The sequence below is a fragment of the Pseudomonas fluorescens genome (genome assembly GCF_902497895.1).
GTDB lineage: Bacteria > Pseudomonadota > Gammaproteobacteria > Pseudomonadales > Pseudomonadaceae > Aquipseudomonas > Aquipseudomonas fluorescens_BP.
In genome coordinates, this window is sequence record NZ_CABVHQ010000041.1 from 38,310 (window position 1) to 52,650 (window position 14,341).

Consider the following 14,341-nt stretch of genomic DNA (forward strand, 5'->3'; position numbering starts at 1 on the left):
GTCGTAACATCAAGCGCCGCGGTATTCCAGACACACCGTGGAAGCAGGATTTACGACTGCTGCGCAGCCGAACGCAGCCTTCGGCAGCTGCTACGGTTCGCGTACCGAGCCCCCTGGCCACAGGGTTGTCGGTCGTCAGGCAGATACTAAAAAGCCGCTACTCCGAGAGAGCAGCGGCTTTGTGAAAGACTGCGCTAAGGCTTAGTAACCCAGTGCGAAGTCTTCTTCTTTCATGTCCATCAGGTTGCTCGCGCCCGACAGCATGGTGACTACGTGAGTGCGGGTCCGCGGCAGGATGCGCTGGAAGTAAAAGCGCGCAGTCTGCAGCTTGGCGGTGTAGAACGCCTCTTCGCTGGTGCCGGCAGCCAGTTTTTCGGCAGCCAGACGCGCCATGTCGGCCCAGAAGTAAGCCAGGCAGGCATAACCGGAGTACATCAGGTAGTCCACCGAAGCGGCACCGACTTCTTCACGGTCTTTCATGGCCGCCATACCGACCTTCATGGTCAGCTCGCCCCACTCTTTGTTCAGTGCCGCCAGAGGCTCGACGAACTCTTTGACGGCTTCGTTGCCTTCGTTGGTCTGGCAGAACTTGTGAACGATCTTGGTGAAGCTTTTCAGGGCCTCGCCTTGGGTCATCAGCACTTTGCGGCCCAGCAGATCGAGTGCCTGGATCCCGGTCGTGCCTTCGTACAGCATGGAGATGCGGCTGTCGCGAACGTTCTGCTCCATGCCCCACTCGGCGATGAAGCCGTGGCCGCCGTAGATCTGCACGCCGTGGTTGGCAGACTCGAAACCGACTTCAGTCATGAAGGCTTTGGCGATTGGAGTCATGAACGCCAGCAGTGCGTCGGCCTTCTTCTTCTCTTCTTCGTCCACACCGTATTTGACGATGTCGACCTGTTTGGCGGTGAAGTAAACCATTGCACGGTTACCTTCGGCGAACGCCTTCATGGTCAACAGCATGCGGCGTACGTCAGGGTGCACGATGATCGGGTCAGCGGCTTTGTCCGGCGCTTTCGGGCCAGTCAGGGAGCGCATTTGCAGACGATCGCGAGCGTATTTCAGACCACCCTGGAAGCCGATCTCGGCGTGCGCCAGACCTTGCAGGGCAGTCCCCAGACGCGCGGTGTTCATAAAGGTGAACATGCAGTTCAGGCCTTTGTTCGCCGGGCCGATCAGGAAACCGGTGGCCGCGTCGAAGTTCATCACGCAGGTGGCGTTACCGTGGATGCCCATCTTGTGTTCCAGGGAACCGCAGGTCACAGCGTTGCGTTCGCCGACGCTGCCGTCAGCGTTCGGCATGAACTTCGGAACGATGAACAGGGAAATGCCTTTGGTGCCGGCCGGTGCATCCGGCAGACGTGCCAGTACGATGTGGACGATGTTGTCGGCCATGTCGTGTTCACCGGCCGAGATGAAGATCTTGGTGCCAGTGACTTTGTAGGAACCGTCAGCCTGGGGTTCGGCCTTGGTGCGCAGCATGCCCAGGTCGGTGCCGCAGTGCGGCTCGGTCAGGCACATGGTGCCGGTCCATTCGCCGGAAACCAGTTTGGTCAGGTAAGCCTCTTGCTGCTCAGGCGTACCGTGCTCGGAAATGGTGTTCATCGCGCCATGGGACAGGCCCGGGTACATGCCCCACGACCAGTTGGCTTCGCCGACCATTTCGCTGACGGCCAGACCCAGAGACTCCGGCAGGCCCTGGCCGCCGTGCTCTACGTCGTGGGCCAGGCTTGGCCAGCCGCCTTCGACGAATTGCTTGTAGGCTTCTTTGAAGCCAGTCGGAGTCTTAACCCCGGACTCACTCCAGGTGCAGCCTTCGATGTCACCCACGCGGTTCAGCGGAGCCAGCACCTGCTCACAAAACTTGGCGCCTTCCTCGAGGATGGCGTCAACCATGTCCGGGGTAGCGTCCTGGCAAGCCGGAAGGCTCTGATAGTGCGCTTCGTAGCCGAGCAACTCGTCACGAACGAAGCGAATATCACGCAAGGGGGCCTTGTAGTCAGGCATAGCGATAAACCTCTGCTGATGAATCCTGGAATGAACAACCGCGTTGATTTGTTATGGCGGTCAAACAGTTGTTTGAAACATACGTTTACCACCAAATCTTGTCAAGCACCGATCCGCCACCATTCGTCATCGACGGGCTGAATGCCGCGCAGACAAAGGCCTGCAGCGATCAAGCAGCATCTTGGGTGATGATTAAAAGGATAGTTGATGCAGACGAACAGAGGGTTGACGCAGGATCTATAGGGGCGGTGAAGACGCCTTCACGCCCTGAGCCTTTGCGTCAAAAGGTTTTGCCTTGACCTGGCCAGGCGCTAGTCCAGCAGCTCAAGTTGCAGATGTTCGGCCACCGCTTCTGCAGTAAGCACCTTGAGTTTCGGCACTCGACCGAGACAGGGTGCAGGCAGTCGTTCGGCCAGGGTTGCGAGGTTCTCTTCCAGGCGTGAAGTCTTCGGATCGATGATATTGGCCACCCAACCCGCCAACTGCAAACCGTCCCGGGCAATCGCTTCGGCTGTCAACAACGCATGATTGATGCAACCCAGGCGTACTCCCACTACCAGAATCACCGGCAGCCGCAAAGCCATCGCCAGGTCCGACATATTGTCCTGATCGGCCAATGGCACTCGCCAACCGCCCGCGCCTTCGATCAGGGTGAAGTCCGCTTGCTTGTCCAGAAGGTGCTCCATCGGCAGCAACAACGACTGAACGGTCAATGTCACCCCGGCCTCACGAGCGGCCAGATGCGGAGCGATGGCCGGCTCGAACGCCACCGGATTGACCTCGGCGTAGCTCAGCGGCAAGGAACATTCAGCCAGCAACGCCAGCGCATCGGCGTTGCGCAGGCCCTTGGGCGTCACTTCGCAGCCGGAGGCCACCGGCTTGCCCGCCGCCGTGCTCATCCCCGCCGACCGCGCGGCATGCAGCAATCCTGCGGCGATGGTGGTTTTGCCGACATCGGTATCGGTGCCAGTAATGAAATAGGCTGCGCTCATAGCGGTTTCTCCAATACGGCGTAGACCACCTGATAAGTTGCAGGCAGCCCTTGTCCCTGACGAAACTGTTCATAGGCCTGGATCAACCCTAGTATCCGCGCCCGGCCTGTCAGACCACCGGGCCGGCCGGGGTTCAGATTGTGCGCGCCCAAGGCTTTGAGCTCGTGGGTCAGGCTACGCACATCCGGATAATGTAGAACATGCGGGCGAGTTTCCAGGCTGAGCACACGCAAGCCACTGGCGGCGCACAGTTGTTGATAAGTGCTGAACGGGCGGAAGCGATTGACGTGAACCATGCCGTCGACCTGACTCCAGCTGTCACGCAACTCATACAGGGTACCGACGCACAGGCTGGCAAACGCTAGCACGCCGCCAGGTTTCAGTACGCGATGCGCCTCGCTCAACACCGAAGCGAAGTCCGCACACCACTGCACCGCCAGGCTGGAGTAGATCAGCTCGCAACTGTGCGTCTGCAACGGCAAGCGTTCGGCATCGCCGGCAATGAAATGCGTTGCACCGCCCAATGGCCGGGCGTGGTCGAGCATCCCTTCGGCGATGTCCAGCGCCAGCCCTTCGCTCTCCGGGAAGGTCCGGGCCAGCACACGACTGAAGTACCCCGTGCCGCAGCCCAGGTCCAGCCAACGGCCAGGGGAACAGTCGCCGGGCAAACGACTCAGCAATTCGCTACCGACGGCTCGCTGCAATTCAGCCACGCTGTCGTAACTGACCGCCGCACGGGAAAAGGACGCCGCGACCTGACGCTTGTCCGGCAAGCCACCCGGCAGTTTGGGGAAGGATAAATCAGTCATCACCGGACTCATGCAAGAAGGCCTGGATCGCGCCCGCCACTCCGTGGGGGTCTTCCAGAAGAAACGCGTGGCTGGCCTGTTCAATCAGACCAATTTCGACATCCGGCAACATCACCAGCAACTCGCCCGCCGCTTCGGCCGGGACCAGCCCATCGAGCCCGGCAAACAGATGCAGTTGCGGGCCGCGGAAGGACTGCAAGGCTTGGCGGGTATCCAATTGTGCCAGCAACTCCAATCCGCTCATCAAGACTGCAGGCGCTGTATGGGGTGCACCGCCCAATAACAATCGGGCCATGCCGCGCGGGTCCTCTGCACCCTGGGCGCAAAGCAGCGCGAAGCGCTTGAGGGTTCCTCGCGGTTGCGCGCTGCAGCCGGCAAGGAAGGCATCGAACGTTTCTCCGGGCATCGCGCTTGGCCACTCGGCATGGGCGACAAAACACGGATTACTGGCCAGGGTCAGCAAACCGCAGCAACGGTCGCCACGGCGGGCGGCCAGTTGCGCAGCGAGCATGCCACCCAGCGACCAACCACCCAGCCAGACGTTGTCCGGCACGCTTGCATCAAGTTCGTCGAGCCACTCTTCGAGGTCACTCGACTGCAGTTCCGGCAACGGCTCGATCTCGACCCGCAGCTGTTCGTCCAACCCCTGCAAGGCCGCCGCCAGAGGCTCCAGCGGCGAAATGCCGAGGCCCCAACCAGGCAGCAGAATCAATCGATCACGCATGGCTTGGCTCCGGTCCCAATTCACTGAAACAATCGGCCAGCGCATTTAACAATAGCTGGACCTGTGCCTCGCTGTGGGCTGCGGACAAGGTCACGCGCAACCGCGCACTGCCAGCCGGCACAGTCGGCGGACGGATCGCCGTGACCATCAATCCACGCTCGCGCAGCATCTGCGACAAACGAACCGCGCGGCCGGCGTCGCCGATCATGATCGGCTGGATCGGAGTGAAGCTGTCCATCAATTGCAGGCCAATCTGTTCGGCACCCTGGCGGAACTGGCGGATCAACAGATTCAAATGATCGCGCCGCCAATGCTCGCTGCGCAGTAATTCCAGGCTTTTGAGCGTTGCACAGGCCAGGGCTGGCGGTTGGCTGGTGGTGTAGATGTACGGACGGGCGAACTGGATCAGACTCTCGATCAGCTCTTCACTGCCGGCAACAAACGCCCCGGCCGTGCCAAAGGCCTTGCCCAGTGTGCCGACCAACACCGGCACATCCTCCTGGCTCAAACCAAAGTGCTCGACGATCCCGCCACCGTTGGCGCCCAAGGGACCAAAACCATGGGCGTCATCGACCATCAACCAGGCGCCTTTGGCCTTGGCCTCGCGAGCCAGCGCCGGCAGGTCGGCAAGATCGCCGTCCATGCTGAACACGCCATCGGTGACCACCAGGGTATTACCCGTGGCTTTTTCCAGACGTTTGGCCAGGCTGACCGCATCGTTATGCAGATAGCGATTGAAGCGCGCCCCGGACAACAGCCCGGCATCCAGCAGCGAGGCGTGATTGAGGCGGTCTTCCAGCACCGTGTCGCCCTGCCCGACCAGCGCGGTGACCGCGCCGAGGTTGGCCATATAACCGGTAGTGAACAACAACGCTCGTGGGCGGCCGGTCAGATCGGCCAAGGCCTCTTCCAGTGCATGGTGTGGACTGCTGTGACCGATCACCAGATGCGAAGCGCCGCCGCCCACGCCCCAGCGGGTCGCTCCGGCACGCCAGGCTTCGATCACCTGCGGGTGATTGGCCAGGCCCAGGTAATCATTGTTGCAAAACGCCAGCAACGGCTGACCGTCGACCACCACTTCCGGCCCCTGAGGACTTTCGAGCAGAGGCCGATGGCGATAAAGGTTTTCGGCACGACGAGCAGCAAGGCGTGCGCTGAGATCAAATGACATGCAGGCCTCACGAGTAGGAAGGGGCACGAACATCTGTAGGAGCTGCCGAAGGCCGCGATCTTTTGATCTTGATTTTCGGCGACCTTACTCATGCCAAAAGATCGCAGCCTGCGGCAGCTCCTACAGGGAAGCGTGCGGGTCAAACAGCGGCGTTATAAAACTGCTCGCTGCTCTTCTGCTCGACCAGCGCTTGCTCGATGGCCGCCTGATGCACTTCGTCGGCGTGCTCTTCGCCAGCTTCCGGCAGGATGCCCAGGCGCGAGAACAGTTGCATGTCCTTGTCGGCCTGCGGGTTGGCGGTAGTCAGCAGTTTGTCGCCATAGAAAATCGAATTGGCACCGGCAAAGAAGGCCAGAGCCTGCATCTGTTCATTCATCGCTTCGCGACCTGCAGACAGACGCACGTGGGATTGCGGCATCAGGATGCGGGCGACCGCGAGCATGCGGATGAAGTCGAACGGGTCGATGTCTTCGGCGTTTTCCAGCGGCGTGCCGGCGACTTTCACCAGCATGTTGATGGGCACCGATTCCGGATGCTCCGGCAAATTGGCCAACTGGATCAGCAGATTGGCGCGGTCATCAAGGGACTCGCCCATGCCGAGAATGCCGCCGGAGCAGATCTTCATCCCGGAATCACGCACGTAAGCCAGGGTTTGCAGGCGCTCGCCGTAGGTACGGGTGGTAATGATGCTGCCGTAGAACTCAGGCGAGGTGTCGAGGTTGTGGTTGTAGTAGTCCAGGCCGGCCTGGGCCAGGGCTTCGGTCTGGTCCTGATCGAGGCGCCCCAGGGTCATGCAGGTTTCCAGGCCCATGGCCTTCACGCCTTTGACCATTTCCAGCACGTAGGGCATGTCTTTGGCCGACGGATGTTTCCAGGCCGCGCCCATGCAGAAGCGGGTCGAGCCAATAGCCTTGGCGCGAGCGGCCTCTTCGAGGACCTTCTGCACTTCCATCAGCTTTTCTTTTTCCAGCCCGGTGTTGTAATGACCGGACTGCGGACAATATTTGCAATCTTCCGGGCAGGCACCGGTCTTGATCGACAGCAGTGTCGAGACTTGAACCCGGTTGGCGTCGAAATGCGCGCGGTGCACCGTCTGCGCCTGGAACAACAGGTCATTGAAGGGCTGAACGAACAGCGCTTTAACTTCGGCCAAAGACCAATCGTGACGCAATTTGGCGGTGATACTGGCGCTCATCGGCTCATTTCCTTTCTTATGCTTGGCAAGCGTCTGATCAAACGGAATCCCCACAGACGCGACACGGATGTTTCAGCATATTTAAGGAAGAGCCATGCGCTGTCAACCACGACACATAAGGCCGGTTTACATCTGGTTAAAAAACAACCAGCATTGTCTGCTCTGTGACGAATCCACCGATACCCCTCATCCTATCTGCACCCCCTGTGAAAGCGAACTGCCCTGGCTCGGCGATCAGTGCCTGGTTTGCGCCCTGCCCTTGCCCATGGCAGGCCTGACATGCGGTCAATGCCTGAAGCAGCCTCCGGCCTTTCATCAGGTCGTAACGCCCTGGACTTACAGCTTTCCGGTCGACAGCCTGATCACCCGCTTCAAACACAACGCAAAGTGGCCTTTTGGCCGTCTGCTGGGCGAACTTCTCAGCCAATCGCTGCAACATCGTTTTGATGAAGACCTGGACCGGCCGGATGTTTTGGTCCCGGTGCCGTTGGCCACTAAACGGCTGCGCCAACGCGGTTTCAACCAGGCGGCGATGCTCGCCCACTGGCTGAGCGTCAGCCTCGACATTGTGTGCGATGAAGCCCTGCTGCTGAGAATCCGGGACACCAGCGCGCAACAGGACCTGAATGCCGACGCTCGCAAAAAAAACCTGCGCAACGCCTTCGTCCTGGCGCCCGGTGCGTCCATCAAGGGCCGTCATCTGGCGCTGGTGGATGATGTGCTGACCACCGGCGCCACCGCTCAAGCCCTGGCTCGATTGTTGATGGACGCCGGCGCCGCAAGGGTCGACGTTTATTGTCTGGCCCGCACGCCGAAGCCAAGGGATTGAGGAACGTGAGGCATTTGAGCACTGCAGATAGTTTCCCTTATACGCAGCATGGGAATATTTAAAATTCACAACCAAGATTTTTCCTACGTAGTGCGACGAAAAGTATGTAGCACATTACTGTTTTTCCGACGATGTATTGCATTCAACTATTCGCTACATAAAATCAAGGTGGCAACATGACGATCCAGACAATTATCAATAAGAAAGAAAACTATGCACCGCAATGTAAACCCAAAAAGCAGCAGAAAGCCTGATCAGAAACTTTCGGCCGAAGCGAAAAAATTCCTGAGCACACGCAATAACAATGGCGGTGGCGGTCATTGTCAAGGCGGCGGCGGCTGGTAATAGGCCACTAAGTAGCTGCCAGCAATAAGCTGGCAGCTCAACAAATGCAATCAGGATCTGCAATGGACAGTCACTACAAAAATATAGCGGATACGCTGCCACACAGCATGGAATCTCCCAAGGACGATAAAGGCTATCCAACATTGGAAGAGGCAGTCGATTACATCAACAACATTGATTTCTCTACCCTTCGCGAAAAACTATGCTCGAAAGACAGACTACTCTGCAGGACGTGGTCCTCAGTAGAAACAGAAGTAGGAATTCAATATTATAAAAATTTTTTATTCCTGAACAAAAAATACCTTGGTAAATTTCCAGTACTGCCGCCAATGCTGGAGGTGGACGAGATCTGGCACCATCACATCCTGAACACCCGTCAGTACATCAAGGACTGCGAGGGTATATTTGGCTATTACTTTCACCACTACCCCTACTTCGGAACGAGAAATCAAACCGATAAAGAAAATCTCGACATTGCTTTTGAAATGATCCAGAAGCTTCACGAGGCTGAATTCGGTAGCAAAATGTTTCATATCTGGAGCGACGAGTTTGAACTATAGCCAGGCAGTCAAGAAATCATTGCCGGCTTTTATTATGGCTCGCCTGACGCCGACAATCGGAATCTCAATAGTTTTCCTGTTGATGGCCCATAAAAGCGCTGAAGATCTACCGGTATTTTCTTACGTGCTCGCGGCGGCATCTGTTATATCAGCGTTCTGTTCCATCATCCTGGCCATGATTGGCAATAGAGCCGCTTCTCTAGCGCACAGCCCATCGGCCCAACGTGACTTGTTTACCGGCGGGTTTACACTAGCCCTGTTCATTGCAGCGCTAACGTCTTTGGCTTGCTTGTCAGCGACCTATTTCATCCTCAGAACAAACGGGCTCCAGCATCTGGATCGAGAGGTTTTCTGGACGCTCTCACTTATCTATATAGCCTCTACACCCTTGTTGGTGATCAATAATTTTTTACAGCTATTTCTGGAGGCAACCGGCAAAGCTTCAAGCTGCGCAAATGCAAAAATAGTAATTACCACACTCTGTTGCACCTCGCTGGCGGTGTTATTTGCAATCATCAGCTCCGACGAATTCAAATATTATGCAATGTCCTATTTCCTGAGCGCTGAATTTCTAACCCTACTACTCCTGACCAAGTTAACAAACGGCGAGCGTTACTGCTCTTTTATACTGGCAAAAAAAACCAGTTGTTATTTTCTTCGAACGGGAATTCCAATAGCAGCTGGACTAAGCGGCCAAAAAATATATTTCTACCTGCTGACTGAAAGACTGGCGCGAATTGATGCCCAGCTCGTAGCACAGCTTTCCATATTCATGACGGTGATTGGGATTCTGATCATACCCTCGCTGGCCATCTCCCAGATTCACAGCCTTCAGGTCAGCCGGCAGGTTAAACAGTCCGCACAATGCTATCGTGCTGGCCTGACCTGGGTTATCAGCATCATGGTGCTGAGCGGCGTAATCCTATACTTCTGCGGAGAATATGCATTCCTTGCAATCGGTGGTTCCGTCACCGATTACAGCATGAAGCTGTATTACACCCTCGTGATATGCCTTACCAGCAGTTCATTGCTTTCCCTCGCGTTTGCCCACCTACGGGCCAGGAGTGAGATCTTTATCCCGCAATTGTTGATTAATACAATCATGCTGGCGGTTCTGACTCCTGCCCTCTACAACCTTAACCTCAACACCCCGGATATGGAGACTTTCTTGTTGCTCCAAAGTGCGGCGACATTCGCCGGTTTTCTATTGTTGTGTGCAAGGATTTTTTTTGTTCACAGAAGCGACGAAAAATCAGCTAGCGTCCTATTGGCAAGAGGGCATGGACAGCGGTAGTGCATCAAGAGGGCCTCCTAAAAGCGGTTCGCAGGCAGGCCTCGCGCCAAGAAAATTTCCCTTACACTCGACTCAAACGCCACTCACAAAAAGACCGCCCCATGCCCCTACCTACACTGCTGACCCAGCATATGGTCCGTCGCCCGCAGCGCATTGCCCTGCTGCAACACATCGCCGAGCAGGGCTCGATCACCCGCGCCGCGAAAAGCGCGGGTTTGAGCTACAAGGCCGCTTGGGACGCCATCGATGAGTTGAACAACCTGGCGCAGAAACCCTTGGTCGAGCGCAGCGTCGGCGGCAAGGGCGGCGGTGGGGCGAAGTTGTCCAGCGAAGGTGAACGGGTGCTACGGCTTTATCAGCGCCTGCAAGCGTTGCAGGCACAGGTGCTGGAAGCCGCCGAAGATGCCAGCGACCTGGACCTGCTCGGCCGGTTGATGCTCAGAACCAGCGCACGCAACCAACTGCACGGCAAGGTCGTAGCCATCGACAGCCAGGGGCGCAATGACCTGATCAGCCTTGAACTGGCAGAAGGGCTGAGGATTCAGGCGCAGATCACCCATGACAGCACCCTGCGTCTGGAGCTGGAAATGGGTACTGAAGTGGTGGCGCTGATCAAGGCTGGCTGGCTGGACTTGCTGGCCGTCGATCAAGCAGCAACCGCCGGGCACAATTGCCTGGGCGGCAGCATCGTCGAGATTCTCGACGCCGAAGACGGCCCCAGCGAGGTACGCATCGCCCTGCCCAATGGGCAAACCTTGTGTGCATTGGCCGAGCCATTACACCTGAGCGCTTTGGCGCTGATGGCAGGGAAAGCGGTGCTGGTGCAGTTCGCAGCGTCCAACGTATTGATTGGTACACCGCTGTAATCGGCCAGACACGCTTTTCGTAGCCGCTGGCAAAGCCTGCGTTCGGCTGCGTGTAGCAGCTGCCGAGCCTGCGAGGCTGCGTTCGGCTGCGCAGCAGTCGTAAAGAAACCTGCCACCGCGATTCTGACCTTTTACCGAGTCAGCTGAACTACGACCGCTGCGCGCTCGAACGCAGCCTCCGGCAGCTGCTACAACGATTCGTGGCGCAGCCCGACATCCCGCTGCAACATTTCCGTCATCGGCGCTCTTTAAGGTGTCTGCAAAAACCCGCAGGGAGCTTGATGTGAAATTACTCGAAGAAAATCAGCCCACCGACCTCGAAACCATCGTCGGCCTCAGCCGCCGCGGTTTCATCAGTGCTGGCGCCCTGTGCGGTGCGGCGATGTTTCTCGGTGGCACCCTGCTGAGCCGCAGCGTCCTGGCCGCCAGCGTCAGTTCCGGCGCCAGCAAGCTGCTGGGTTTCAACAGCATTGCCGCCGCCACCAGCGACTCCATCAGCTTGCCGCCAGGTTATAAATCGTCGGTACTGATCAGCTGGGGGCAACCTCTGCAAAAGGACGGCCCGGCTTTCGACCCCAGCGGCAATGGCACGGCCCAGGCCCAGGAAGTCCAGTTCGGCGACAACACCGATGGCATGAGCCTGTTTGCCTTTCCCGGCGACCCCGACCGCGCGCTGATGGCGATCAACAATGAATCCACCAACTACCGCTACCTCTACCCTCACGGCGGCATGCCGCAGTCGGCGCAGGATGTGCACAAGGCGCTGGCCAGCGAAGGCGTCTCAGTGATCGAGGTGCAACGCAAGAACGGCCAATGGCAATTTGTCCAGGGTTCGAGCTACAACCGTCGCATCCACGGCAACTCGCCACTGCGCGTCAGCGGTCCGGCCGCCGGGCATGAGTTGCTGAAAACCAGCGCCGATCCGCAGGGCCATACAGTCCTCGGCACCTTCCAGAACTGCGCCAACGGCAAGACCCCATGGGGCACTTATCTGACCTGTGAGGAGAACTTCACCGACTGCTTCGGCAGCAGCAACCCCGAGCAGAAGTTCGATTCGGCGCAAAAACGCTATGGCGCGGTGGCCAGCAGCAAGGAGATCAATTGGCACCCCCACGACCCGCGCTTTGACCTGGCGAAAACCCCCAACGAACTCAACCGTCACGGCTGGATCGTCGAGATCGACCCGTTCGACCCGCAATCGACCCCGGTCAAGCGCACCGCGCTGGGCCGTTTCAAACATGAAAACGCCGCGCTGGCCGAGACCGGCGACGGGCGCGCTGTGGTCTATATGGGCGACGATGAACGCGGTGAGTTCATCTACAAATTCATCAGCCGCGACAAGATCAATCATCAGGATCCGCAAGCCAACCGCGACCTGCTGGATCACGGCACGCTGTACGTCGCACGTTTCGACGCGGGCGACAGCAATTCCGACCAGCCAAAAGGCCAGGGCCAGTGGATCGAAATGACCCATGGTAAAAACGGCATCGACGCCAGCAGTGGTTTTGCCGATCAGGCCCAAGTGCTGATCCACGCCCGACTCGCCGCCAGCGTGGTCAACGCCACCCGCATGGACCGCCCGGAATGGATAGTTGTCAGCCCGAAAGACGGCCAGGTCTACTGCACCCTCACCAACAACGCCAAGCGCGGCGAAGACGGCCAGCCGGTTGGCGGCCCGAACCCGCGGGAGAAGAACCTCTACGGGCAGATTCTGCGCTGGCAGGAAAACCGTGATGACCATGGAGCCATGAGCTTTGCCTGGGATCTGTTTATGGTCGCGGGCAATCCTGCTGTGCATGCCGGCACGCCAAAATGCGGTTCGGCGAATATCACCCCGCAGAATATGTTCAACAGCCCGGACGGCCTGGGTTTCGACGACGCTGGCCGACTATGGATACTCACCGATGGCGACGCCAGCAACAGCGGCGATTTCGCCGGAATGGGCAACAATCAGATGCTCTGCGCCGATCCGGTCAGCGGTGAAATTCGTCGGTTCATGGTCGGCCCGGTGGGTTGCGAGGTGACTGGCATCAGTTTTTCGCCAGATCAGAAAACCCTGTTCGTCGGCATTCAGCACCCGGGGGAGAACGGCGGTTCAACCTTCCCCGAGCATTTGCCGAACGGCAAGCCAAGATCGTCGGTGATGGCGATCACCCGTGAAGATGGCGGGATCGTCGGCGCCTGATCAATCCATTCGCGGGCAAGCCGGGCTCCCACTGGTTTTGTGCAACCCTTGTAGAAGCGGGTTTGCCCCAAGGATTTTCTCGCCCCGCACATTCCCCGTAGCAGCTGCCGAAGGCTGCGTTCGGCTGCGCAGCAGCCGTAAAATCAAGCGCCGCGGTATTTCCGACACACCGTGCAAGCAGGATTTACGGCTGCTGCGCAGCCGAACGCAGGCTTCGCCAGCTGCTACGGTTCGCGTAACGCCTTTACTGACCGGCATTGGGCTTGGCCACACTCATCTGAATCCCAACCCCTAAAGACAGCCCGTCTGCGCTACCATGTCTGGCCGGACGCGGCAGCCTGCTGCGCGCAGGAGTCAGCATGGCCCATCCGTTTGAAACCCTTACCCCCGATCTGGTGCTCGATGCTGTTGAAAGCATCGGGTTTCTCAGCGACGCCCGCATCCTGGCGCTGAACAGCTACGAGAACCGCGTTTACCAGGTCGGCATCGACGACTCCGAGCCGCTGATCGCCAAGTTCTACCGTCCACAGCGCTGGACCAACGAAGCGATCCTCGAAGAACACCGCTTTACCTTCGAACTCGCCGAGTGCGAGGTGCCGGTCGTCGCACCGATGATCCACAACGGCGAAAGCCTGTTCGAACACGCCGGCTTTCGTTTCACCCTGTTCCCTCGCCGTGGCGGCCGAGCGCCAGAGCCCGGCAACCTGGATCAACTGTATCGCCTCGGGCAATTGCTCGGCCGCTTGCACGCGGTCGGCGCCACCCGCCCGTTCGAACACCGCGAAGCACTCGGCGTGAAGAACTTCGGCCATGACTCGCTCAATACCCTGCTCGAAGGCAATTTCGTGCCTCGCAGCCTGCTCCCGGCCTACGAGTCGGTCGCCCGGGATCTGCTCAAGCGAGTGGAAGAGGTCTACCAGGCCACGCCCCATCAGAACATCCGCATGCATGGCGACTGCCACCCCGGCAACATGATGTGCCGCGACGAGATGTTCCACATCGTCGACCTCGACGACTGCCGCATGGGCCCGGCAGTGCAGGATCTGTGGATGATGCTCGCCGGTGACCGTCAGGAATGCCTGGGCCAGCTGTCGGAATTGATGGATGGCTACCGCGAGTTCCATGACTTCGACCCGCGTGAACTGGCACTTATCGAACCGTTGCGCGCCCTGCGGCTGATGCACTACAGCGCCTGGCTGGCCCGCCGCTGGGATGATCCCGCGTTCCCGCGCAGCTTCCCGTGGTTTGGCACCGAGCGCTATTGGGGCGATCAGGTGCTGGCGTTGCGTGAGCAGCTTTCGGCGCTGAATGAAGAACCTCTGAAGTTGTTTTGATTTCAAGATCAAAAGATCGCAGCCTGCGGC

13 protein-coding genes are annotated in these 14,341 nt (G+C 58.5%); 6 read left to right on the forward strand and 7 right to left on the reverse strand.

Going from position 1 to position 14,341, the window contains the following annotated elements:
- Nucleotides 1-201: 201 nt before the first annotated feature.
- The 6 genes from F8N21_RS19810 to bioB all read right to left on the reverse strand — a co-directional run bounded on the left by F8N21_RS19810 (nucleotide 202) and on the right by bioB (nucleotide 6,898).
- Nucleotides 202-2,007 (reverse strand): phenylacyl-CoA dehydrogenase, encoded by a 1,806-nt coding sequence (locus F8N21_RS19810; protein ID WP_150643719.1) that lies wholly within the window; start codon nucleotides 2,005-2,007, stop codon nucleotides 202-204.
- A 311-nt stretch (nucleotides 2,008-2,318) separates the two neighbouring features.
- Complete coding sequence (gene bioD, locus F8N21_RS19815) at nucleotides 2,319-2,999, reverse strand: dethiobiotin synthase (RefSeq protein ID WP_150643720.1); 681 nt, start codon at nucleotides 2,997-2,999, stop codon at nucleotides 2,319-2,321.
- Complete coding sequence (bioC, locus tag F8N21_RS19820) at nucleotides 2,996-3,808, reverse strand: malonyl-ACP O-methyltransferase BioC (RefSeq protein ID WP_150643721.1); 813 nt, start codon at nucleotides 3,806-3,808, stop codon at nucleotides 2,996-2,998. Before bioC ends, bioD begins: the two co-directional genes overlap by 4 nt.
- Nucleotides 3,801-4,532 (reverse strand): alpha/beta fold hydrolase, encoded by a 732-nt coding sequence (locus F8N21_RS19825; protein WP_150643722.1) that lies wholly within the window; start codon nucleotides 4,530-4,532, stop codon nucleotides 3,801-3,803. Before F8N21_RS19825 ends, bioC begins: the two co-directional genes overlap by 8 nt.
- Complete coding sequence (gene bioF / locus F8N21_RS19830) at nucleotides 4,525-5,703, reverse strand: 8-amino-7-oxononanoate synthase (protein WP_150643723.1); 1,179 nt, start codon at nucleotides 5,701-5,703, stop codon at nucleotides 4,525-4,527. The genes F8N21_RS19825 and bioF overlap by 8 nt, the downstream gene beginning before the upstream one ends.
- Nucleotides 5,704-5,842: 139 nt before the next feature.
- Nucleotides 5,843-6,898, reverse strand: coding sequence for a biotin synthase BioB (gene bioB / locus F8N21_RS19840; RefSeq protein WP_150643724.1), 1,056 nt, complete (start codon nucleotides 6,896-6,898; stop codon nucleotides 5,843-5,845).
- Between the two features lie 94 nt (nucleotides 6,899-6,992).
- Between bioB and F8N21_RS19845 the strand changes: the two genes are divergently transcribed.
- Nucleotides 6,993-7,727, forward strand: a complete 735-nt coding sequence (locus tag F8N21_RS19845) for a ComF family protein (RefSeq protein ID WP_150643725.1) — start codon at nucleotides 6,993-6,995, stop codon at nucleotides 7,725-7,727.
- A gap of 195 nt (nucleotides 7,728-7,922) precedes the next feature.
- On the opposite strand, the gene F8N21_RS30510 is transcribed toward F8N21_RS19845, so the two are convergent.
- Nucleotides 7,923-8,135, reverse strand: coding sequence for a hypothetical protein (locus F8N21_RS30510; protein WP_191624359.1), 213 nt, complete (start codon nucleotides 8,133-8,135; stop codon nucleotides 7,923-7,925).
- Here F8N21_RS30510 and F8N21_RS19850 point away from each other — a divergent pair.
- From F8N21_RS19850 to F8N21_RS19870, 5 genes are all read left to right on the forward strand, one after another.
- Entirely contained in the window at nucleotides 8,135-8,632 is a 498-nt protein-coding gene (locus tag F8N21_RS19850; protein WP_150643726.1) for a glycine-rich domain-containing protein, read from the forward strand. The genes F8N21_RS30510 and F8N21_RS19850 overlap by 1 nt on opposite strands.
- Nucleotides 8,622-9,926: a hypothetical protein gene (locus F8N21_RS19855; RefSeq protein ID WP_150643727.1), complete on the forward strand. Its 1,305-nt coding sequence runs from the start codon at nucleotides 8,622-8,624 to the stop codon at nucleotides 9,924-9,926. Before F8N21_RS19850 ends, F8N21_RS19855 begins: the two co-directional genes overlap by 11 nt.
- Nucleotides 9,927-10,027: 101 nt before the next feature.
- On the forward strand, nucleotides 10,028-10,792 hold the full coding sequence (locus F8N21_RS19860) for a TOBE domain-containing protein (protein ID WP_150643728.1): 765 nt from the start codon (nucleotides 10,028-10,030) through the stop codon (nucleotides 10,790-10,792).
- A gap of 283 nt (nucleotides 10,793-11,075) precedes the next feature.
- Nucleotides 11,076-12,977 (forward strand): PhoX family protein, encoded by a 1,902-nt coding sequence (locus F8N21_RS19865; protein WP_150643729.1) that lies wholly within the window; start codon nucleotides 11,076-11,078, stop codon nucleotides 12,975-12,977.
- A 359-nt stretch (nucleotides 12,978-13,336) separates the two neighbouring features.
- Nucleotides 13,337-14,311: a serine/threonine protein kinase gene (locus F8N21_RS19870; RefSeq protein ID WP_150643730.1), complete on the forward strand. Its 975-nt coding sequence runs from the start codon at nucleotides 13,337-13,339 to the stop codon at nucleotides 14,309-14,311.
- Nucleotides 14,312-14,341: the final 30 nt, after the last annotated feature.